This is a genomic window from Ruegeria sp. BC3, assembly GCF_056539265.1.
The window spans coordinates 224104-246987 of sequence record NZ_JBQFUP010000002.1 but is presented as its reverse complement, the minus strand read 5'-3'; the positions used below and the strand labels follow the sequence as shown (position 1 = coordinate 246987).

17 protein-coding genes are annotated in these 22884 nt (G+C 58.1%); 16 read left to right on the top strand and 1 reads right to left on the bottom strand.

The window, feature by feature from the left end; translation table 11 throughout:
* Nucleotides 1-22: 22 nt before the first annotated feature.
* The 13 genes from ACR0MV_RS06555 (at nt 23) to ACR0MV_RS06495 (ending at nt 16532) form a co-directional block, all read left to right on the top strand.
* Complete coding sequence (locus ACR0MV_RS06555) at nt 23-1723, top strand: amidohydrolase (protein ID WP_170423391.1); 1701 nt, start codon at nt 23-25, stop codon at nt 1721-1723.
* Between the two features lie 11 nt (nt 1724-1734).
* Complete coding sequence (locus tag ACR0MV_RS06550) at nt 1735-1995, top strand: DUF1427 family protein (protein ID WP_480701480.1); 261 nt, start codon at nt 1735-1737, stop codon at nt 1993-1995.
* Complete coding sequence (locus ACR0MV_RS06545; RefSeq protein WP_480701478.1) at nt 1992-2813, top strand: efflux RND transporter periplasmic adaptor subunit; 822 nt, start codon at nt 1992-1994, stop codon at nt 2811-2813. The genes ACR0MV_RS06550 and ACR0MV_RS06545 overlap by 4 nt, the downstream gene beginning before the upstream one ends.
* 44 nt (nt 2814-2857) lie before the next feature.
* Nucleotides 2858-3112, top strand: coding sequence for a GNAT family N-acetyltransferase (locus tag ACR0MV_RS06540; protein WP_367647651.1), 255 nt, complete (start codon nt 2858-2860; stop codon nt 3110-3112).
* A complete protein-coding gene (locus ACR0MV_RS06535; protein ID WP_480701476.1) occupies nt 3096-4694 on the top strand; it encodes an MFS transporter in 1599 nt (532 codons plus the stop codon). The genes ACR0MV_RS06540 and ACR0MV_RS06535 overlap by 17 nt, the downstream gene beginning before the upstream one ends.
* A 192-nt stretch (nt 4695-4886) precedes the next feature.
* A complete protein-coding gene (locus ACR0MV_RS06530; protein WP_480701474.1) occupies nt 4887-5471 on the top strand; it encodes an ANTAR domain-containing response regulator in 585 nt (194 codons plus the stop codon).
* Nucleotides 5468-6637: an ABC transporter substrate-binding protein gene (locus tag ACR0MV_RS06525; protein WP_480701472.1), complete on the top strand. Its 1170-nt coding sequence runs from the start codon at nt 5468-5470 to the stop codon at nt 6635-6637. Before ACR0MV_RS06530 ends, ACR0MV_RS06525 begins: the two co-directional genes overlap by 4 nt.
* A 271-nt stretch (nt 6638-6908) precedes the next feature.
* Nucleotides 6909-8273 (top strand): CmpA/NrtA family ABC transporter substrate-binding protein, encoded by a 1365-nt coding sequence (locus tag ACR0MV_RS06520; RefSeq protein ID WP_480701470.1) that lies wholly within the window; start codon nt 6909-6911, stop codon nt 8271-8273.
* Nucleotides 8274-8344: 71 nt separating this feature from the next.
* Complete coding sequence (locus ACR0MV_RS06515; protein ID WP_480701468.1) at nt 8345-9427, top strand: ABC transporter permease; 1083 nt, start codon at nt 8345-8347, stop codon at nt 9425-9427.
* Nucleotides 9428-9432: 5 nt separating this feature from the next.
* Nucleotides 9433-11112: an ABC transporter ATP-binding protein gene (locus ACR0MV_RS06510; RefSeq protein WP_480701466.1), complete on the top strand. Its 1680-nt coding sequence runs from the start codon at nt 9433-9435 to the stop codon at nt 11110-11112.
* A 4-nt stretch (nt 11113-11116) separates the two neighbouring features.
* Complete coding sequence (nirB, locus tag ACR0MV_RS06505) at nt 11117-13552, top strand: nitrite reductase large subunit NirB (protein WP_480701464.1); 2436 nt, start codon at nt 11117-11119, stop codon at nt 13550-13552.
* Nucleotides 13549-13881, top strand: coding sequence for a nitrite reductase small subunit NirD (nirD, locus tag ACR0MV_RS06500; protein WP_475206780.1), 333 nt, complete (start codon nt 13549-13551; stop codon nt 13879-13881). Before nirB ends, nirD begins: the two co-directional genes overlap by 4 nt.
* Nucleotides 13881-16532 (top strand): molybdopterin-dependent oxidoreductase, encoded by a 2652-nt coding sequence (locus tag ACR0MV_RS06495; protein WP_480701462.1) that lies wholly within the window; start codon nt 13881-13883, stop codon nt 16530-16532. The genes nirD and ACR0MV_RS06495 overlap by 1 nt, the downstream gene beginning before the upstream one ends.
* A gap of 39 nt (nt 16533-16571) precedes the next feature.
* On the opposite strand, the gene ACR0MV_RS06490 is transcribed toward ACR0MV_RS06495, so the two are convergent.
* Complete coding sequence (locus ACR0MV_RS06490) at nt 16572-17471, bottom strand: LysR family transcriptional regulator (protein WP_480701461.1); 900 nt, start codon at nt 17469-17471, stop codon at nt 16572-16574.
* Nucleotides 17472-17586: 115 nt separating this feature from the next.
* On the opposite strand from ACR0MV_RS06490, the gene ACR0MV_RS06485 reads away from it, so the two are divergent.
* The 3 genes from ACR0MV_RS06485 (at nt 17587) to ACR0MV_RS06475 (ending at nt 22823) form a co-directional block, all read left to right on the top strand.
* Complete coding sequence (locus ACR0MV_RS06485) at nt 17587-18207, top strand: glutathione S-transferase family protein (protein ID WP_480701459.1); 621 nt, start codon at nt 17587-17589, stop codon at nt 18205-18207.
* 36 nt (nt 18208-18243) lie between these two features.
* On the top strand, nt 18244-19869 hold the full coding sequence (locus ACR0MV_RS06480; protein ID WP_480701457.1) for an FAD-binding oxidoreductase: 1626 nt from the start codon (nt 18244-18246) through the stop codon (nt 19867-19869).
* Between the two features lie 161 nt (nt 19870-20030).
* A complete protein-coding gene (locus ACR0MV_RS06475; RefSeq protein WP_480701455.1) occupies nt 20031-22823 on the top strand; it encodes a bifunctional aconitate hydratase 2/2-methylisocitrate dehydratase in 2793 nt (930 codons plus the stop codon).
* Nucleotides 22824-22884 lie beyond the last annotated feature (61 nt).

Genomic DNA, 22884 nt, shown 5'->3' with positions numbered 1-22884 from the left:
GACCATTTCACGGAGACGCAGAATGGCGGACCTAATACTCTATAACGGGCGTATCACAACGTTCGATCCTGATCGGCCAGAGGCCACTGCCATAGCGATTTCCGGCGGAAAAATCCAAGCCACCGGAACCGATGCCGAGCTGATGGCCGATGCCAAGGATGCGCAGACTATCGACCTGCAGGGCCGCCGCGTGATCCCCGGCTTGATCGATAGCCACACGCACATCATCCGGCAGGGCAACAATTTCGCAATGGAGCTACGCTGGGATCATGTACCCTCGCTGGCGGATGGTCTGGCCATGCTGAAGGCACAGGCGCAACGCACGCCCGCCGGTCAGTGGATCCGCGTCGTGGGCGGCTGGTCGGCGGATCAGTTCGCCGAAAAACGACTGCCGACGATTGACGAAATCAACGCCGTCGCGCCCGATGTGCCGGTCTATGTCCTGCATCTGTACGACCGGGCATGGCTGAACAAAGCCGCCCTGCGCGCGCTTGGGATCGACAGTCATTACTACGAACCGTTCATTTCGGGTCGCTTGGAGCGTGATGACAATGGCAATCCGACGGGTTTGGCCTTGGCACGCCCGAATGCCCAACCGCTTTATGCACTGCTCGACATGGCTCCAAAATTGGACTTTGAGCAGCAGTTGCTTTCCACCAAACACTATTTTCGGGCGCTGAACGGGTTGGGCCTGACCTCGGCACTGGATTGTGCTGGCGGGTTTCTGAACTATCCGGACGACTATGGCGTGATCAGTGAGCTCAACCGGCGCGGAGAGCAGACCGTTCGGATTGGATACCAACTGTTTGCGCAGCGACCGACGCTGGAGCTGGACGACTTCAAACGCTGGAATGACGTCGTGAAGCCGGATCAGGGCGATGATTTCCTGAAATGCGTCGGCGCCGGTGAAATGCTCGTCGCCTCGGCCTATGATTTCGAAGACTTCTCTTACCCCCGACCGGAACTGCCCAAGCGCATGGAAAGCGACTTGAAACCGGTGCTGGAGTTCCTGTTCGAAAAACGCTGGCCGATCCGCTTCCACTGTACCTACGAGGAAAGCGCCCATCGCCTGCTTTCTGTGGTCGAAGAAGTTGGTCGAGACAAAGGGTTGGACGAACTCAACTGGATTTTCGACCATGGAGAGACCGTGTCCGAAAAGACTATGGAACGGGTGGCCCGGCTTGGCGGCGGCATTTCTTACCAGAACCGCATTGCCTTCCAGACGACCGCGTACCGGGATCGTTATGGTGAGGCCGCACTGCGCGATGTCATGCCGGTCAAAAAGATGATGGCCTCGGGCGCGCCGCTGGCCGCCGGAACCGATGCGACACGCGTATCTTCGTATAACCCGTGGCTCGCGATCCATTGGGCGGTTTCAGGCAAAGGGCGGGGCGGAGACATGATCTGGTCTGCAGAAAACAGGTTGAGCCGCGAGGACGCCCTGCGCCACTGGACAGAGGCCGGGGCCTGGTTCAGCCGGGAACAAGGCAGAAAGGGACAGTTGAAACCGGGTCAGTTTGCCGACCTCGCTGTGCTGGACCGCGACTATTTTGCGGTCGCGGAAGATGAGATCGCGGATATCTCGGCCGACCTCACCCTCACAGGCGGGAAAATCGTCCACGCCAAGGGCGCATTTGCAAGCATTGGTCCGGAACCTCTGCCCGAGCTTCCCGACTGGTCCCCGATCAATTCATTCGGCGCGCCTGGCGTTCTTGTGGCCTGACGGAGAGCGAAATGGACTGGAAAGCATACGTTGTCTCTCTGGCCGTCGGCCTGTTAATCGCGGTGATCTATGCGCTACTGAACACACGTTCGCCCGCGCCGCCGATCATAGCGCTGCTGGGATTGCTCGGCATGCTCATCGGTGAAGGTCTGACAGGCTGGGTCAAAAAACAACTGACCATTGAAGAAGCGGCAGCCGAGTGCCTGCGCGACAAAAGCTTTGCCAAGGATCAAAGCGACGCAGCTCAATCGGCGAAAGGGGACGTGGCATGAAGAAAGCCGTCGCATTCGCCATGGCCGTTCTGTTGGGATCCGCTGCGTCCGCCGATGTGCTCGAGTTCGAGGGCACAGTCCTTCCCTCTGAGCGCGGGATCATCACCAGTCATATCGACGGCGTCGTAGAGGCCGTTTTTCACGGAAACGGCACGCATGTCACAGAAGGAGAGCCGATTATTCAATTGGACGAAACCGACGCGAGGTTGGTTTTGGACATGGCAAACGCTCGCCTGCAACAGGCCCAAGCCACATTGGCCGCCGCAACGGCGCGCGCAAACAGGCAGCGCGAACTTCTGAGCCGTGGAATATCTGCAGAAGCCGCCGCAAACCCGGCCATTACGGCCCAGAAGGTTGCCGAAGCAAATCTGGCACTGGCGCACACCGATGTCACCGCTGCCGAAGTTGCGCTGAACCGAACAGTGATCCGTGCACCCATTGCTGGCGTGATTTCTAAGGCCTCGACTGCCAAGGGAATGTTTGTTGAGGCTGAGGCCAATCAGGAGCTAGGAGAAATTATCGTCACAGATCCCGTTCTGATCGCCTACGAGGTCGACTACGATACTCGCCTAAACACAATGACCAAAGCTGGCGTCTCGTCGCTTGAAGCTTTGTTTGATCGCCTCAGTGTCTCAATCTCGCTCGCAAGCGGAACTGTTATTCACGATGGACTTTCCCCGGAACGCGCCAGTCTTGAGCTTAACGATGCCGGACACCTTACCGTTTGGCTGCGCGTTCCAAATTCAGATCAGCTTTTGCGCCCTGGCCTTTCGGTGCGTGTAACCTCGACACTACTACATTCGGGAGTTCAGAATTGACCCTCCAAGCGACAATTACCCGCAAAGATTCAGATGCAAAAGCCGTGTACTCGGGCACCCTGCCCGGCTTGGACGGTACCGCAGAGCTGACGCTCTCAAAAACCAGCGAGACGCTGGTGATCGCCGATGGCACCATCGTACCCGACAGCCTGCGTGGCATGGGTGTTGGACAACAACTGGTCGAGCGATTGATCGCCGACGCCCGTTCAGCAGGCCAGCGAGTGGTTCCCCTATGTCCCTTTGTTCGGGCCCAAGCGATGCGTCACAAAGAGGAATGGGCCGATGTCATCCAGTTCTGAGGCTGCACCACCCGTTTCGACCTGGTCGCCCTTTCGCTATCGCGCGTTCGCGCTGCTTTGGTTTGCCACACTGATCTCGAATGTCGGGACATGGATGCACGAAGTTGGTGCGGGGTGGCTGATGACCGAACTCAGCCCTTCACCTGCTGTGGTATCGCTGGTTCAGGCTGCGACCACACTACCGGTTTTCCTGTTCGCTCTGTTCGCCGGGACGTTGGCAGATCGTTTGGACAAACGTCGCATGCTGATCGTGATCAACGTCATAATGATGGTTGTAGTTGCCGTGCTTGCGCTACTTGTACAGCTGAAGGCGATTACGCCCTTGATCCTGATCCTCTTCACACTGGCTGTAGGCACCGGCGCGGCCTTCATGGCCCCGGCCTGGCAGGCGGTGGTGCCCTCATTGATCCCGCGCGACAATCTGCAGTCAGCGATTGCGCTGAATTCGATGGGCATCAATATCAGTCGGGCGATCGGTCCGGCATTGGCCGGTGTCCTGATCGTAAGCGTTGGGCTATCCACGCCGTTCGTCGTCAATGCGATAAGCCACCTTGTGATTATCGCGGCCTTGCTGGTTTGGAAACCCGAAGCGACGCCCAGGAAAATCGGACATCAACCGATACTGGCCGAAATGGCAACGGGTTTGCGCCATGCCCGCTATAACCATGCGCTGCTGGCAACATTGATCCGGGCGGCTGCGTTCTTTCTGTTTGCTTCTGCCTATTGGGCCATGTTGCCTCTGATCGCGCGCAGTATACCCGACGGCGGTGCCGAACTTTACGGGCTACTGTTAACGCTTGTCGGTGCAGGTGCAGTAAGCGGAGCCATTGCTTTGCCCAGACTGCGCGGAAACGCCTCGTCTGATCAGGTTGTCACAGCAGGAACAGGCGGAACGGCTGTCGCACTGGTTTTGCTCGCGGTTGCCAACAACCCTAGCGTTGCCATGCTTGCCTCTTTTGTCGGTGGTTTTGCCTGGATTGCGGTGCTGACGAAGTTCCATGTATCGGCGCAATTGGCTCTGCCGAATTGGGTCAGAGCACGCGGTATGGCCATTTTCCTGATGGTCTTCTTCGGGTCCATGGCGATTGGGGCGACACTCTGGGGGCAGGTTGCGCAAGCCTACGGCCTTTCCTTGGCCTTGGGCATTGCGGCCGCTGGTCTGGTATTCGGGTCGGCAATCACCAGAAAAGCAAAGCTTGGTCAGGGGGAAAACCTGGACCTGAGCCCCGCAATGCTTTGGCCTGCCGCACCCGACCTGGACTTGAACACGGACCAATCCGCTGATCGTGCTGCGCGGGTTCAAATTGAATATCGCATTCGACCTGAAGACCGCACCGCATTTGTTCAGGCTCTTAAGGCCTGGTCAGCGCAGCGATACCGCGATGGGGCCTTCAAGTGGTCGCTCATCCAAAGTGTCGAGGATCCCGAGATCTGGATTGAAAGCTTCGAGGTTGCCAGTTGGAATGAACACCTGGCCCAACATGAACGGCTTACGGTTTCCGACAGCATGGAACAGGCCGAAATAAAGAAATTCGATATCAGAGCCACAGGCCCAGTGGTGCGCCACTACCTTCACTTTTGAACCCGACACAAGTTTACGGTGCCATAGTCATCACCGGACCAGCGCGGAGTCCCCAGCCCGCCGAAGGTCAACTGCGCAGTCTTTCCGCATCAGGCCCAAAAGCGCTGATAAATTAGGCAACTCCGCACTCCAACGAGGCAATCCAAGGTTTTCGGATTGAGGCCGTCAACGTCTGGCCCCAGCTGGTTCGTCATGAGCCAAAACCTCACTGTCGTTGTCGTCGAACAGAACCAAGAGCGTGCCTTTGCTATTGTCGATGCCCTGAAAGAATCCGGGGACGTGGACGTCTTTGTGATCGGCAGCGTGTCAGGTCTTGCGCGCAAGATTGCCACGCATAGCCCCGATATCGTGTTGATCGACGTCGATAACCCGTCCCGCGACATGCTGGAAGAGCTGACCGTTGCCTCGGGCCCAATGGAACGCCCCGTCGCGATGTTCGTGTCCGGAGCAGCTGGTGGCTTGGCCAAGGCAGCGGTTGAGGCCGGTATGTCAGCTTACGTCGTCGATGGCCTGCAGGCCGATCGAATAAAGCCCGTCATGGATACCGCTATCGCCCGATTTCAGATGTTGCGGCAGATGCGCGTGGAATTGGAAGAAACCCGACGCGCTTTGGAAGAGCGCAAGCTGATTGACCGCGCCAAGGGGCTGCTGATGAAAGCCAAAGGTGTTCAGGAGGACGAGGCATACGCCTTGCTGCGCAAAACCGCGATGAACCAGAACCGGCGTGTTGCAGACGTGGCCGAGGCTTTGGTGACAGCTTCGGGGTTGCTCTCATGAGGACTGTCACGCTGCCTGTCGCTTACATGCCTTTGGTGGACGCGGCCCCCCTGATAGTTGCGCGAGAGATGGGCTTCGACCATGCAGAAGGGATCTCGTTGGATCTGCGCCCCGCGCCTTCGTGGTCATCGCTGCGGGATATGCTGGCCTTCGGCCATGTCGATGCGGCGCATCTGTTGTCTCCGGTGCCCGTGGCGATGGCTTTGGGTTTGGGCGGCATCGCAACACCACTTTCCGCCGTATCTGTCCTGTCCCTGAATGGCAATGTCATCGGTGTCGGCACCAAGCTGGCCGGGCGACTGGCGGATATGGGGTATGAATTCGATTTTTCGGACGCCCAAACCGCCGGGGCCGCATTGGCGCAGGCCGCTGGTGAGGTTCTTGTCTTTGGCGTTCCTTTCCCCTTTTCGATGCATGTCGAATTGTTGCGCTATTGGGTCGCCGGAACGGGGCTAGCTTCCAAAAAGGTCGAAATCCGCACCGTCCCGCCGCCACTGATGGCGCAAGCCCTGGCCAGCGGCGAGATTGACGCGTTCTGCGTGGGCGAGCCTTGGGGTTCGTTCTCGGTAGACGATAATGTGGGTGCCTTGCTACTGCCCGGCCGGGCGATATGGACCTGCGCACCAGAAAAAGTTCTGGCCGTCAGAAACGATTGGGCGGAAACCGAACCCCACTTATTAGGCAGTCTTATGCGGGCTGTTTGGCGTGCGGGTCGGTGGCTGTCCAACCCGGACAGCCGGACCACCGCATCCGAGATGCTATCACGCAAAACCTACCTCAATGTCTCGCCTGAGTTGATCGATCGTGCCCTGATGGGTGCGTTCACGATCTCTGCGCGCGGAGAGCAGCGCCAAGTGGACGGGTTTGTCGAGTTTTTTGAGGGTGCCGCGACCTTCCCTTGGCGCAGTCAGGCGAAATGGGTCGCGCATCAACTCGCAAAACGAAACGGGTTGGACCCTGCGACGGCGGAACGTCAGGCGGCCAAGGTGTTTCGCAGCGATCTCTATCGTCGCGAATTGCAGGGATTAGGTGTCGAAACACCCGGCGCATCCGAAAAGCTGGAAGGGGCATTGGCCGAGTCGACGGCTGTAGCCTCGGCGACAGGCAGCCTGATTCTGCCGCAAAACATGTTTTTTGACCGACGCATTTTCGAGCCGACCGGGTGAGGTTGCACATTTTTTTTGCACCGCAGCATCTCATCACGCTGCATTGCAGAAAAATCCACGCTAAAATGGCGAAATTTGATGACGACCCGGCAAACGGCTGGCTTAATCCTCTTATCGGAAGGCAACGAAGCCCACCGACAGAATTCGCCCAAAGCCAGGGGCAAATAACAAGAGCAAAGCCGCTCGACCAACCGCCATCTCCTCCCGGCGGTTTGTGTCGGCGGCTTTTTTGTTTGCCCAACGGAAATGGGCTGAACCGAAAGGGACCGAAATGAAAAAGCTACTTCTGAGCCTCGCTGCGACGACAGCGCTTGTGTCTCCGGCATTGGCCGAGCTGGAGCTTGAAAAAGACGAACTGACTTTTGGCTTTATCAAACTGACCGACATGGCGCCGTTGGCGGTGGCATATGAGAACGGGTATTTTCTGGACGAAGGTCTGTTCGTTACGCTTGAAGCGCAGGCGAACTGGAAAGTGCTGCTGGATGGCGTGATCGACGGGCAATTGGACGGCGCGCACATGCTGGCCGGGCAGCCTTTGGCCGCAACGATCGGCTACGGGACCGAAGCGCATATCATCACCCCTTTCTCGATGGATCTGAACGGCAACGGCATAACTGTATCCAATGAGATCTGGGAAGAGATGAAGCCGAACATCCCAAAGATGGATGACGGTCGCCCGCAGCACCCGATTAGCGCCGAGGCGCTTGCTCCGGTGGTTGAGAAGTACAAATCCGAAGGCAAGCCATTCAACATGGGCATGGTCTTCCCGGTTTCGACCCACAATTACGAGCTGCGCTATTGGCTGGCTGCCGGTGGTCTGCACCCAGGTTTCTACAGCCCCGAAAACGTGACCGGTCAGATTGGCGCGGATGTCTTCCTGTCCGTGACGCCTCCGCCGCAGATGCCAGCCACGCTGGAGGCTGGAACGATCTATGGCTATTGCGTCGGCGAGCCGTGGAACCAGCAGGCTGTGTTCAAGGGTATCGGTGTTCCGGTCATCACCGATTATGAGCTTTGGAAGAACAACCCTGAAAAGGTGTTCGGCATCACCGCCGAATTCGCCGAAGAATACCCGAACACCACGCTGGCAGTGACCAAGGCACTTATCCGTGCGGCGCAATGGCTGGACGAAAACGAAAACGCCAACCGCCCCGAGGCCGTCGAGATCCTAAGCCGTGCGGAATACGTGGGCGCGGATTATGACGTGATCGCCAACTCGATGACCGGTACGTTTGAGTACGAGAAAGGCGATAAGCGTGAAGTCCCTGATTTCAATGTGTTCTTCCGCTACAACGCAACCTATCCGTTCTACTCTGACGCCATCTGGTATCTGACCCAAATGCGACGCTGGGGTCAGATCCCAGAATCCAAGCCCGACAGTTGGTATGACGAGGTCGCCAAGTCCGTCTACAAGCCCGAGATCTATCTGGAAGCCGCGCGCCTGTTGGTCGACGAAGGTTTGGCGAACGAGGCCGACTTCCCCTGGGACAGCGACGGATACAAAGCGCCGACCCCGGCCGAGGATATCATCGACGGTATCGCCTATGACGGTCGCACCCCCAACGCCTATCTCGAAAGCCTGTCCATCGGTCTGAAGGACGGTCAGAAGATCGTCGGCTCGGACGTGCAAGGCTAACCCAAAAAGCTGCGCCCGGCATCGGTCGGGCGCGGACCCCACAGTGCCCCGCCATCGCAAGGACACATCAAATGACAACCGTCGATCCAGAATTCAACGCAGACGCCGCCCGCGAGGCACGTCGCGCCCGCCTTTTCACCCGCATCAATGCCGCCGACAAATGGTTTCAGGTTCTGGGCCTCAGTTGGGCGACGCCCGTCCTAAAGGCCGCCGCCGGAGACAACCCCCGCGCCCAGATGACCGAGATCTGGCGTCTGCTGGTTGTCCCACTGCTGTCGATCTGCGCCTTCCTGCTGCTGTGGGCGGCGCTGGCCCCCAAAGTGCAAACCTCATTGGGTGCGGTCCCGGGCCCCGCTCAGGTTTGGGAGGAGATGGTCAGTCTGAATGAGGACGCAAAGGCAAAAGCGGCCAAGCGCGCGAAATTCGAGGCCATGGTTGAGAAACGCAACCAGAAGTTCATTGACGCAGGTCAGCCCGAAAAAGTGAAAGACGTCGCCTTCACTGGGGCTCCGACCTACTACCAACAAATCTGGACCTCGATCAAAACCGTGTTCTTCGGCTTTCTGATCGCAACCGTTATTGCAGTTCCGCTGGGTATCGCGGCCGGTTTGTCTCCGACTGCGAACGCTGCGCTGAACCCACTGATCCAGATTTTCAAACCGGTTTCTCCGCTGGCATGGTTGCCCATCGTGACCATGATCGTCTCAGCGGTTTACGTCACCAATGATGGCTGGTTCGCCAAGTCCTTCCTGATCTCGGCCATCACCGTGACGCTGTGTTCGTTGTGGCCTACCCTGATCAACACATCTTTGGGTGTGGCATCAATCGACAAGGATCTGGTGAACGTCTCCAAAGTTCTGAAAATGAACACGTATACCAAGATCACTAAGCTGGTGCTGCCGTCGGCCCTGCCGCTGATCTTCACCGGTCTGCGCCTGTCGCTTGGTGTGGGTTGGATGGTTCTGATTGCAGCTGAGATGCTGGCGCAGAACCCCGGTCTGGGAAAATTCGTCTGGGATGAGTTCCAGAACGGCTCGTCAAGTTCGCTCGCCAAGATCATGGTCGCGGTCTTCACCATCGGCATCATCGGCTTCTTGCTGGACCGAGTGATGTACGCGCTGCAATCCCTCTTTACCTTCACGAACAACCGGTGAGCGCGATGAGCATTCTGAGCTTCAAAAACGCCTCAAAGTCCTTCGGAGAGGGCACTGCGCGCACAGATGTGCTGAAAGGCATCGATCTGGACGTGCAAGAGGGCGAGTTTCTGGTGATCCTAGGTTTCTCGGGCACCGGTAAGACGACCTTGATCAACCTGATGGCCGGTCTGGACACGCCTACCAGTGGAGAGGTCACGTTCAAAGGTGCTCCGATCAAGGGCCCTGGCCCGGAACGGGGCGTGATCTTCCAGAACTACTCGCTAATGCCTTGGCTGACGGTCAGCGGCAATGTGGGTCTGGCGGTTGATACGGTCTTCCCCGGCCTCAGCAAGGCCGAGAAAGCCGAGAAAGTCGCGCATTACGTCAAGATGGTTGGCCTCAGCCACGCAGCCACGCGCCGTCCGGCGGAACTGTCGGGCGGGATGCGCCAGCGGGTCAATGTGGCGCGCGCGCTATCGATGAACCCCGAAGTTCTACTTCTGGATGAGCCCCTTTCGGCGCTCGACGCGCTCACCCGCGCCAATCTGGCCGACGAAATCGAGCACATCTGGGAGGCCGACAAAAAGACCTGCGTGCTGATCACCAACGATGTGGACGAGGCGATTATCCTCGCCGACCGGATCATTGCCCTGAACCCCGATGGCACTCTGGGTCAGGAGTTCCGCGTGTCGATCCCACGCCCTCGGGAACGCGGGGCCATGAACAACGATGAGACCTTCAAGCGCCTGCGCGCGGACGTCACCAAGTACCTGATGGACGTGGGGATCGAGGCCAAGGTCGAAGGCTCGCGCATCCTGCCCGACGTCACGCCGATCCATGGCGTCCCAACGGCGGTGGCAGAGGCGCAAAAGGGGATGATCCAAGATCGGTTCCTGGACTTCTCGCAACTTCACAAAGTCTATCCGACGCCCAAGGGTCCGCTGACCGTGGTTGAGGATTTCGACCTGAAGATCGACAAGGGCGAATTCATCTCTCTGATCGGCCATTCGGGCTGCGGCAAATCCACGGTTCTGACCATGGCCGCCGGGCTGAACGAAATCTCGAAAGGCGCGATCAAGCTGGATGGCCGCCATGTCGAAGGGGCTGATCCGGAACGCGCTGTGGTGTTTCAATCCCCCAACCTGTTCCCATGGCTCAGCGCCAAAGAGAACGTCGCGATTGGTGTCGACAAAGTCTATCCCAAGGCCAGCATGGCCGAGCGGCAGGATGTGGTCGAATACTATCTGGAACGCGTCGGTCTGGCCGATGCGATGGACAAATCCGCCTCTGATCTGTCGAACGGCATGAAGCAACGCGTCGGCATCGCCCGCGCCTTTGCTCTGTCCCCCAAGCTGCTGCTCCTGGATGAGCCGTTCGGAATGCTCGACAGCCTGACACGCTGGGAGTTGCAGGAAGTGCTGATGGAGGTTTGGTCCCGCACGAAGGTCACCGCGATCTGCGTCACCCACGACGTGGACGAGGCGATCCTGCTGGCCGACCGGGTGGTGATGATGACCAACGGCCCGCAGGCGACGATCGGCAAGATCACCAAAGTCGACCTGCCGCGTCCGCGCACACGTAAGGCCCTGTTGGAACACCCGGATTACTACGCCTACCGGCAGGAAGTCCTCGATTTCCTCGAAGAATACGAACACGGCGCCAAGCCCAAAACACCCGCCCCCAAGGCGATTGCAGCGGAGTGAACCCATGAAGCAAAGACTTGTTGTCATAGGCGCAGGCATGGCCTCGGGCCGGGTGCTGGAACACTTGACCGACGCCGCGCCGGATGCGTTCGACATCACCCTGTTCAACGCCGAACCGCGCGGGAATTACAACCGCATCATGCTCAGCCCGGTTTTGTCGGGCGAGAAAACCTATGAAGAGATCGTCATCCATGACGACGCCTGGTACGCCGAGCGCGGCATAGCCTGCCGTTTCGGTGAAAAGGTCGAAAAGATCGACCGCGAGATGAAGGTGGTTGAGGGCGCGAATGGCCATGTGCCCTACGACAAACTTGTCATTGCGACGGGGTCGAACCCGTTTATCATCCCACTGCCCGGTCATGATCTGGGCGGCGTGATTGCCTATCGCGATCTGGAAGACACGCAGCAAATGATGGGTATGGGCCCGGACAACAAGGTTGTCGTGATCGGTGGCGGCTTGCTGGGGCTTGAGGCAGCGGCAGGCATGGCCGCGCACGGCGTGGACGTTACCATCGTTCACATCATGGGCCACCTGATGGAGCGCCAGCTGGACGAAGCAGCAGGCTACCTGCTGAAGAAATCGCTGGAGGACAAAGGCATCAGGATTTGCCTGCAGGCGAACTCCAAGGAAATCCTTGGACAGGATGGTAAGGTCCGCGCGCTTTTGTTGGATGACGGCACTGAATTGCCCTGTGATCTGCTGGTAATGGCGGTAGGTATCCGCCCCAATACGGCGCTGGCGCAAGAGGCCGGGCTCGCCACCGGCCGGGGCATCCATGTTGACGACCAGATGCTGACCTCAGACCCCGATATTTATGTAGTCGGCGAATGCGTTGAACATGACGGAGAAATCTTCGGCCTTGTTGCTCCGCTCTACGATCAGGCGAAGGTCGCGGCACAGTCGTTGCTGGCGGAAGACGCTGCATTCGCCCAGAAAACCCTCTCGACCAAACTGAAAGTCACCGGCTGCGATCTGTTCAGCGCAGGTGACTTTGCCGATGGTCCGGGTCGCGAGGATATTGTGTTCCGAGACCCCTCGCGCGGGGTCTATAAACGGCTTGTGATCGAAGAAGATCGTCTGGTTGGCGCCGTGATGTATGGCGACACTGCCGATGGCAGCTGGTTCTTCGGGCTGATCAAAGACGGCACCAGCATCGAAGAGATGCGCGAGACGCTGATCTTCGGCCCTGCCTATCAGGGGGGCGACACTGCGGACCCTCTCTCAGCCGTTGCAGCATTGCCGCTTGAGGCGGAGATTTGCGGCTGCAACGGCGTATGCAAGGGCGACATTGTCGAGGCGATCAATGCAGGGGCCGGCGATCTGGGCGCGGTGCGCGCAAGCACCAAGGCCAGTGCCTCCTGCGGGACATGCACGGGGCTGGTTGAGCAAGTTTTACAAGTCACGTTGGGCGACGACTTCCAAATGCCGTCTGCTCAACCGATCTGTGGGTGCACGGATCTGACACATGAGGATGTGCGCCGTCTGATCAAAGGACAGGAACTGAAAAGCCAGGCCGCCGTCTGGCAGGAACTCGGCTGGAAAACACCCAACGGCTGCCACGTCTGCCGTCCGGCGATCAACTACTACTTGCTGGCCGATTGGCCGCTTGAGTATCAGGACGACCCGCAAAGCCGGTTTGTGAACGAGCGCAAGCACGCCAATATCCAAAAAGACGGCACGTTCAGTGTCGTGCCGCGCATGTGGGGCGGGATCACAACGCCAGAAGAACTCCGCGCTATCGCTGATGCTGCCGACAAGTATGACGTGCCAACCGTCAAGGTCACGGGAGGTCAGCGTATCGACCTGCTGGGTGTGAAGGGCGAAGACCTTCCTTCGATCTGGTCTGACCTGAATAAGGCCGGCCTAGTTTCGGGTCACGCCTATTCCAAGGGTTTGCGGACGGTCAAAACCTGTGTCGGCACCGATCATTGTCGGTTTGGAACGCAGGACAGCACCGGCCTCGGCATCAAGCTGGAGAAGATCCTGTGGGGGTCGTGGACACCGCACAAGTTGAAGCTGGCCGTGTCGGGTTGCCCTCGAAACTGTGCTGAGGCGACATGCAAGGATATTGGCGTCGTTTGTGTGGATTCCGGCTATCAAATCAGCATCGGCGGGGCCGCAGGTATGGACGTGAAAGAGACCGAGCTGCTCTGTCAGGTTCTCACCGAAGACGAGGCCATCGAGGTCGTTATGGCCGTGACGCAAGCCTATCGCGAAGGCGGCAAGTATCTGGACCGATTGTATAAATGGCTGGGAAAGGTCGGCATGGACTGGGTAAAGGCGCAGGTCGTGGATGATCTTGAAAACCGCGCTGCTTTGGTCGAGCGGTTTGAGCTGTCGCAAAGCATCTACCGCAAGGATCCATGGGCCGAACACGTGCGCGACAAGGCGCAAACTTATGCGCCGATTGCAGATTTCACACTGGAGGCGGCAGAATGAGCTGGATCGACATCGGACCTATCGACGACATACCGCTGCGCGGGGCACGTCTGGTCAAAACCCATATCGGCTGCATCGCTGTCTTCCGGACCGCCGAAGCAGAAGTATATGCCGCGACAAACAGCTGCCCGCACAAGGGTGGCCCATTGTCCGAAGGTATTGTCCACGGCCAGTCGGTGACCTGCCCCTTGCACAATTGGGTGTTCGACCTGAACACAGGCGAAGCGCAGGGTGCCGATGACGGTCGGATCACCACGTATCCGGTGCGCCTCGAAGGTGGTCGTATTCTGCTCGACGACAGCGCAGTTGCCCAACGGAGCGCAGCCTGATGGACGGCACCAGCCTGCCCGAAGTTCGTTCGACCTGCGCCTATTGCGGTGTTGGCTGCGGCGTCCTTCTGCGCCCGGACGGTGTTGGAGGGTTGGCGGTTCGTGGTGACCCGGACCACCCGGCGAACCACGGGCGCTTATGCTCGAAAGGCATGGCTCTGGGTGACACGGTCGGTCTGGACCACCGCTTGCTCGCCCCACGCGCATTTGGTCACGATGTAAATTGGGACGAAGCACTAAAAATGGTCGCCGATCAATTTTCGGCCGCCATCAAGGCGCATGGACCGGACAGCATCGGATTCTATGTCTCCGGCCAATTGCTGACCGAGGATTACTACGTCGCAAACAAGCTGATGAAGGGCTTTATCGGTTCAGCCAACATCGACACCAACTCTCGCCTGTGCATGGCCTCAACCGTGGCAGGACATAAACGTGCATTTGGGACAGATACGGTTCCGGGAACCTATGAGGATTTGGATCAGGCCGATCTGGTCGTACTCGTGGGCTCCAATCTCGCATGGTGCCATCCGGTGCTTTATCAACGTGTCTTGGCCGCGCGGCAGGCAAGGGGGACAAAGATCGTCGTGATAGATCCGCGTCGGACGGCCAGTTGCGATCAGGCTGATCTGCACCTGGCGCTGAATCCCGGCAGCGACGTGTCCCTGTTCAATCAACTTCTTCGCAAAATTCAGGCAGGCGGGCATAGCGATCCGTATTTCCTGGAGCGGACCGTTGGCTTTGCTGAGGCCATCAGCGCAGCTGAGAATGACGATCCATCGGTCACAGGGCTGACAACCACCGAGATTGAAGCTTTCTGCGAGCTCTGGATCAAAACGAAGCGTGTCGTGACAATCTTCAGCCAGGGCGTGAACCAATCCTCTAGAGGTACAGACAAGGTCAACGCGATCCTGAACTGCCATCTGGCGACAGGCCGGATCGGGCGGCCCGGTATGGGCCCGTTTTCAGTCACCGGACAACCCAACGCGATGGGTGGACGGGAAGTCGGCGGGTTGGCCAACATGCTGGCATGCCACCTCGACATTGAGAACGAAGACCATCGCAGCGCTGTCCAAGGCTTTTGGAATGCACCAACCATGCCGGAAAAGCAGGGCTTGAAGGCCGTCGATTTGTTTCGCGCTGTTGAAGACGGTCAGATCAAAGCCCTTTGGGTCATTCACACCAATCCCGCGGTCACAATGCCTGATGCTGACCGCGTCAAAGCCGCGATAGACAACTGCCCTTTCACGGTTGTCAGTGATCTGACCGCACATACAGATACCGCACAGCTCGCCGATGTAGTGTTACCAGCGGCAGGTTGGGCCGAGAAAAGCGGCACAGTCACCAATTCAGACCGAACAATCAGCAGACAACGCGCTGTTTTAGAGCCTCCGGGGCAAGCGCGGGCAGACTGGGATATTCTGGCCGAAATTGGCCGTCGCATGGGATGGGAGGACGCGTTTAACTACGCCTCACCAGCAGAGATCTTTCGAGAGCACGCCGCCCTATCCTCCATCGCAGGTTCACTGGGCAAAGACTTCGACATTTCGGGTTTGTCGGAGATTGACGACGAAGAATACGCAGAGTTGAAGCCGACACGCTGGCCTGTGGCCTCTGGCAAAACCGGCGGGCGCTATTTTGGCGACGGTCGGTTTTTTCATCCGGACGGCAAAGCTCGTTTCGTACCCTTGACCCATCGACCGCCCAAAGCGGAACCGTCAATACACTATCCGTTCCAGTTGAACACCGGTCGCATTCGGGATCAGTGGCATACGATGACCCGCTCTGGTCTGTCGCCCCGCCTGTCGGCACATCTGGCCGAACCGTTTATCGATTTGAACCCCAACGACGCCGAACGCCTGAACCTAAATCCTGCCGATTTGGTTGAGGTGCAAAGTTCAGTCGGACAAGGCATCTTCCGGCTTCGCATCACAGACGCCGTCGCACCTGGTCAGGCCTTTGCACCCATCCATTGGACAGGCGAGACCGCCCCTTCCGCGCGTGTGGACGTGTTGGTGCCCAGCGTGACCGACCCGATCTCTGGCCAGCCAGAAAGCAAGGCAACAGCCGTGTCTATTCGGCCTATGAAAGCAGCTTGGTACGGGTTTGCGGTGTCTTCTAGCGCAACCGTTCCAAAAGCTGACTACTGGGCAACCGTCAAAACTGACAAAGGCTACCGGACCGAACTGGCCGGGTATCGGCCCGTCGAAGACTGGGAAAGCACCGCCCGAGACTGGTTCGGGTTGTCAGACGTTGCGTGCACCTCAGTCGAAGATCCAAAACGAGGGTCGTTTCGCATTGCCTTTTCTGACGGTCGCCACGTTCTGGCGGCTCTGTTTATCTCCCGCGAACCTGTCACGCTTATGCGAGACTACCTTGCGACTTTGCCAGAGGTCGGCCTCGACCAGATATTGTCTGGTCGATCTGTTTCGGACGATCAAGATCGCGGACCAATCGTCTGCTCGTGCTTTGACGTGGGGCTGAAATCCATCATCCGTGCTATTGAAGATGCGCAGGCTTTGGACGTGGAAGCACTCGGGAATGTCCTTCAGGCCGGAACAAACTGCGGTTCCTGTCGCCCAGAGCTTTCCGACCTGATCAATGAGTATTCCGCAAAGGCAGAATGGAATTCAAAGCAATGCGAACAGGTCTAGGTCACGGCCCATACAGGTCGGCTTACAAAGCGACCTGGATCATGCACCCGCGTTACAAATCAGATCATCGGCGGCCAGGTGGTCGATCAAGGCGCGCACGCGGGTCGTGAGACGACGGTTTTGCGGAAATAACGCCGCGACGACAAAAGGCGTCACACGGTGCTCGTGGAAAAGCTCAACCAGTTCACCGGATTCCAGCGCGCTGGCCACTGTGTAGGCCGGGCATCTGGCGACGGCCACACCCGCTGCTGCCAACCGAGCTGCGGCTGCCGGAGCGTTTGCCTGAAACCGTCCTTTGACCGGGACGGCCACGTCCTCTCCGCTGATGTCGAACCGCCATATCGCCGTGTCGCTCATGGTGCCGTCCAAAACGCATTCATGCTGTGTAAGCGCCCCAGGATGTGAAGGCATACCCGCCTGCCGCAGATAGTCAGGCGAGGCACACACGATCAAAGGCATGGGTCCCAACTGGCGAACACGTAGCGAGCTGTCGCGCAACGGACCGATCCGAATAGCAAGGTCTAGACCCTCTTCAATGATAGATACCCGGCGGTCCGACAGCTTTAAGTCAATCTCTACTTCGGGGTGCTGTTTGGCAAAGGCAGCAAGCGACGGGGCCAATCGTATAGACCCAAATCCTGTTGGCGCCGAAATGCGGATCACACCGCGCAGGGACTGCTGGGCATTTCTAACCGTCTCTTCCAACTCGTCGAAACCGTCCAGCAACGGCTCGCACATGGCCAGATAGGTGGCCCCGGCCTCGGTCAGCGACACGCTGCGCGTGGTTCGGTTCAAAAGCTGCACGCCCAGCGAGTCTTCCAAATCCGCCACATATTTGCTGACCAGACGCGCAGACCTGCCCAGCCGTTGAGCCGCCAGAGTGAATGAGGCGTTCTTTGCCACCAAAGCAAAGGCGCGCATGCGATCGATTTTATCCATAAACTTTGCGCCCTTTCAGGGCTTAATCTTTCGCTCAAAGTGGCGATTATCATCTGAATAGGCAAGCGCTACTTATTCCCCAAGACATCAAGTTGATCAAGACAGGAGCCTTTAAATGGCCAATGCAGTTCGTATCCACCACTTTCCGCTGTCCGGCCATGCGCACCGCGCGTTGGTGTTCGCTAAACTGGCCGGGATCGCCCACGAGGCCGTTTTCGTCGATCTGGCCGCAGGTGCGCATAAATCGCCCGAGTTTCTGGCGATGAACCCCGATGGCCAGGTGCCGGTTCTGGAAGACGGTGATGTAGTGGTGTCAGATTCCAATGCGATCCTTGTCTATCTTGCGCGGACATACGCCCCGGATTGGATACCCACCGACGCGGTGGATGAGGCCGCGATGCAGCGCTGGCTAACCCTTGCAGCGGGTGAAATCGCTTTTGGTTCCTGCGCGGCAAGGCTGATCACTGTCTTTGGTGCTCCGCTGGATGCAGACTTCGCAGCCGCAACAGCGACCAAAGCCCTGCAGAAGCTGGAAAAGGGACTGGATGGCCGGGATTGGCTGGTTGGTGATCGGCCGACCATCGCGGACGTTGCCGCCTATTCCTACACCGCCCATGCACCCGAGGGGAACGTCTCGCTCGACCCATACCCCAACGTTCGCGCATGGATCGCGCGGTTCGAGGCCTTGGACGGGTTCGAACCGATGCCCGCCACAGCCGCCGGTCTCGTTGCCTGAACAGCCAACACACAGCCTGCATGGAAAGGAAACATCATGTCCTACGCAGATACTCCGTTTCACGCAGGCGAATTGGCGGCGCAGCAGCGCGCAGGGGCAGGCCATATCGCAAAGCAGGCCGCCCCGTTTATTCGAGATTTCATGCCTGACCAGCATCGGAACTTCTATGAGGCACAGCCATTCCTTGTTGCCGCCTCCGGTGATGCCGAGGGGCGCGTTTGGGCCACGATCATCGAAGGCCCTGACGGATTTGTTCACTCGCCCGATCCCCGCAAGCTGGAGCTGAGCACTCAGCTTGACCCCTCGGACCCACTGGCGCAGACCTTTTGCAATGGTGCCGATGTTGGCATCGTCGGCATTGAACTGGCCACACGCCGCCGCAACAGATTGAGCGGTCGGACCCGTCGGACCGATAGCGGGTTTGCCATCGACATCCGGCAAACCTTCGGAAACTGCCCGCAATATATAAACGAACGCGACTGGTGGCGTGTCGCGCGCAATGGGGATGCAGAACCCGTTTTGTCGGACCACCTCAGTCCGACGCAGATTGCACACATAACCCAGGCAGATACCTTGTTCATCGGCTCCGGGCGTCATGGCCCGCAAGAAGACGCCTCCAACGGGTTTGACGCCTCGCACCGCGGGGGCGAGCCCGGTTTCGTCCGCGTGATCGGCCCCAATCGGCTGCGGATTCCTGACTATTCAGGCAACAACTTCTTCAACACGATTGGAAACCTTTTGCAGGATCCGCGCATCGGGTTGCTGTTTGTCGATTTCGCAAGTGGCGGGTTACTGCATTTGACAGGCCGCGCCGAGATCGACTGGACCCCGGCAGAGGCACGCGATCCAAACATCCTGCGCATGATCGACGTCCAAGTTGATGCCGTGATCGAGCGTCCCGAGGCACTGTCGCTGCGATGGTCCGCTCAACCGACGCCATCGACGAGGCTTGTGGTTACGGACAAGGTCAACGAAGCCGAAGGCATAACCTCATTCCACCTTGCACCTGCGAAGGGACACGTCTTGGCCTCTTTTCAAGCTGGCCAGCATCTGCCCATCGCTCTCGAAATACCGGAACAAAAAACAAAAGTGCGGCGAACATATTCGCTGTCGAGCAATCCAGGAGATGAGCACTATCGGATCACCGTCAAGCGAGAACCCAAAGGCGTGGCCTCCGCATTCCTTCACGACAAGATCGACGTGGGTGATGTTATAGAGGCCCGCCCCCCAGCCGGTGACTTCCTGATCCCTTTAGGCAACAGCCCCTTGGTTCTGGTCAGCGCAGGTGTTGGTCTGACTCCGATGGTGGCTATGCTGCACCATAGCGTTCAGAAAAATGGTGACCGTCCAGTTTGGTTTGTTCACGGCGCACGCAACGGTCACCATCACGCCCTTCGCAACGAAGTTAACCAAGTGATCGCGGCAAACCGCAACGCGGCAAAGCGTGTCTACTACAGCGCCCCGGTCCGTACCGATCAATTGGGCCGGGATTTCGATGCCGAAGGGCGGATCACCGTAAATGAATTGTTGGCGCTGAACGCAGGCGATGGTGCCCAGTATTTGTTATGCGGGCCCGCCGGTTTCGTAACTGAGCTAAAATCAGGGCTCGAAGCAGCAGGTGTGCCAAAAAGTCAAATTCACTTTGAAACGTTCGGGTCCTAAACCCCACGATAGACCGACCAAAGACCGCGATTTCCGCATTTTTAAAGAACCGGTGTCTTGAAACCGCAGCAGGAAATGTATACCGGTGTATACAAATCTTGACCGTGGTGGTTGGCCCCCGCCTCACCACACCCGATGACACATACAAAGCGGAAACAGCCATGAGCCAGTATTCAGACTACTTGGATGAAATCGAAGCGCGGAAAGAACAAGGGCTTAGCCCAAAACCCATTGACGATGCTGCGCTGCTGAAGGAAATCATCGAGCAAATCAAAGACGCCGATCATCCGCACCGGGCGGATTCGCTGCACTACCTGATCTACAACACGCTGCCCGGTACAACCAGCGCAGCAGGTGAAAAGGCCCAGTTCCTGAAATCGATCATTCTTGGCGACGAAATCGTCAACGAAATCACGCCGGAATTTGCGTTCGAGTTGTTGTCGCACATGAAAGGCGGTCCTTCGGTCGAGGTTCTGCTTGATGTCGCCCTGGGTGATCAGCAGGATCTTGCTGCTCAGGCAGGCGAGGTTCTGAAAACGCAGGTGTTCCTGTACGAAGCCGACACGGACCGTCTGAAAGCAGCCTACGAGGCAGGTAACGCCGTCGCCACAGACGTTCTTGAAAGCTATTCCAACGCGGAATTCTTCACCAAGCTGCCCGAGGTGGACGAAGAGATCAAAGTCGTCACCTATATCGCTGCCGAAGGCGACATCTCGACCGACCTTTTGTCACCGGGCAATCAGGCGCACTCGCGTTCTGACCGTGAACTGCACGGCAAATGCCTGATCTCGGAAGCCGCGCAGAAAGAGATTGAAGCGCTCAAGCTTCAACACCCGGACAAACGCGTGATGCTGGTCGCCGAAAAAGGCACCATGGGTGTTGGCTCATCCCGGATGTCAGGTGTGAACAACGTGGCGCTTTGGACTGGCAAACAGGCCAGCCCCTATGTGCCTTTCGTCAACATCGCGCCCGTCGTCGCCGGCACCAACGGTATCTCACCTATCTTCCTGACCACCGTTGGCGTGACAGGCGGGATTGGTGTCGACCTGAAAAACTGGGTCAAGAAAACGGATGAGGACGGTAAGCCGATCCTCAACAACGATGGCAACCCGATCCTCGAACAACGCTATTCGGTCGAAACCGGCACCGTTCTGACCATCAACACGAAAGAGAAAATACTCTACAGTGCAGATGGAAGTGAAGAACTGGTCGATATGGCCGGGTCCTTCACGCCGCAAAAGATGGAGTTCATGAAGGCAGGCGGGTCCTATGCCATCGTCTTCGGCAAGAAGCTGCAGACATTCGCGTGTGAGACACTGGGTGTCGAGCTCAAATCCGCCTTTGCCCCATCGAAAGAAATCAGCCACGAGGGTCAGGGGCTGACCGCGGTTGAGAAAATCTTCAACGCCAACGCTCGTGGAGCGACGCCCGGCAAAACCCTGCATTCCGGTTCGGACGTGCGGGTCAAAGTCAACATTGTCGGCTCGCAAGACACCACCGGCCTGATGACCAGCCAAGAGCTTGAGGCTATGGCTGCCACCGTTCTGTCGCCCAGCGTTGACGGTGCATATCAGTCCGGCTGTCATACGGCTTCGGTTTGGGACAAAAAGGCTCAGGCCAACACGCCACGCCTGATGGCATTCATGCACAAGTTCGGCCTTATCACGGCCCGCGACCCCAAGGGCGTGTACCACTCGATGACCGACGTTATTCACAAAGTGCTGAATGACATCACGGTCGACGATTGGGCCATCATCATTGGCGGGGACAGCCATACGCGTATGTCCAAGGGCGTGGCATTCGGTGCTGACTCGGGCACCGTCGCATTGGCTCTGGCAACGGGCGAGGCAACAATGCCGATCCCGGAATCCGTCAAGGTGACCTTCAAGGGTGAAATGGCGCCACACATGGACTTCCGCGACGTAGTGCACGCGACGCAGGCTCAGATGTTGGCCCAACACGGCGACAACGTGTTCCAAGGCCGGATCATCGAGGTTCATATCGGCACGCTGCTGGCGGACCAGGCCTTTACCTTCACCGACTGGACAGCCGAGATGAAGGCCAAGGCGTCGATCTGTATCTCGAACGACGACACGCTGATTGAATCGCTGGAAATCGCCAAGTCGCGTATCCAGATCATGATCAAAAAAGGCATGGATAACGATGTTCAGATGCTGCAGGGGCTGATCGACATTGCTGACAAGCGCATCGCTGAAATCCGCTCGGGTGAGAAACCTGCCCTGCGCCCAGACGACAACGCCAAATACTTTGCCGAGGTCGTTGTGGATCTGGATCAGATCGTCGAGCCGATGATCGCCGACCCGGATGTCAACAACGCCGATGTGTCGAAACGCTATACCCATGACACCATCCGCCCGATTTCTTACTACGGTGCGGAAAAGAAGGTCGATTTGGGCTTTGTTGGATCCTGCATGGTGCACAAGGGCGACATCAAGATCGTGGCCCAGATGTTGCGCAACCTCGAAGAGGAGTATGGCAAGGTCGAATTCAAGGCTCCGCTGGTCGTCGCTGCACCGACCTACAACATCGTTGACGAGCTGAAAGAAGAAGGCGACTGGGCTATCCTGCAGAAATACTCGGGCTTCGAGTTCGATGATCTGTTCCCAAAACAGACCGCGCGGACAGAGTATGAGAACATCCTCTACCTCGAGCGTCCGGGTTGCAACCTGTGTATGGGCAACCAGGAAAAGGCCGCCAAGGGCGACACGGTTCTGGCCACGTCGACCCGCCTGTTCCAGGGCCGTGTTGTGGCAGATAGCGAGACGAAAAAGGGTGAATCCTTGCTGGGCTCGACCCCGGTTGTCGTTCTGTCGGCGATCCTGGGCCGGACCCCCACGCTTGAAGAATATAAGGTTGCGGTCGACGGCATCGACCTGACCAAATTCGCGCCCCCGGTGCAGGTTCCTGCGACCTCGCGCTCGGTCCATTTCTAACATACTATCGGGCGCGGCGACCTCCGCCGCGCCCGGTTCAAGCCTATTAGGCGCAAGCAAA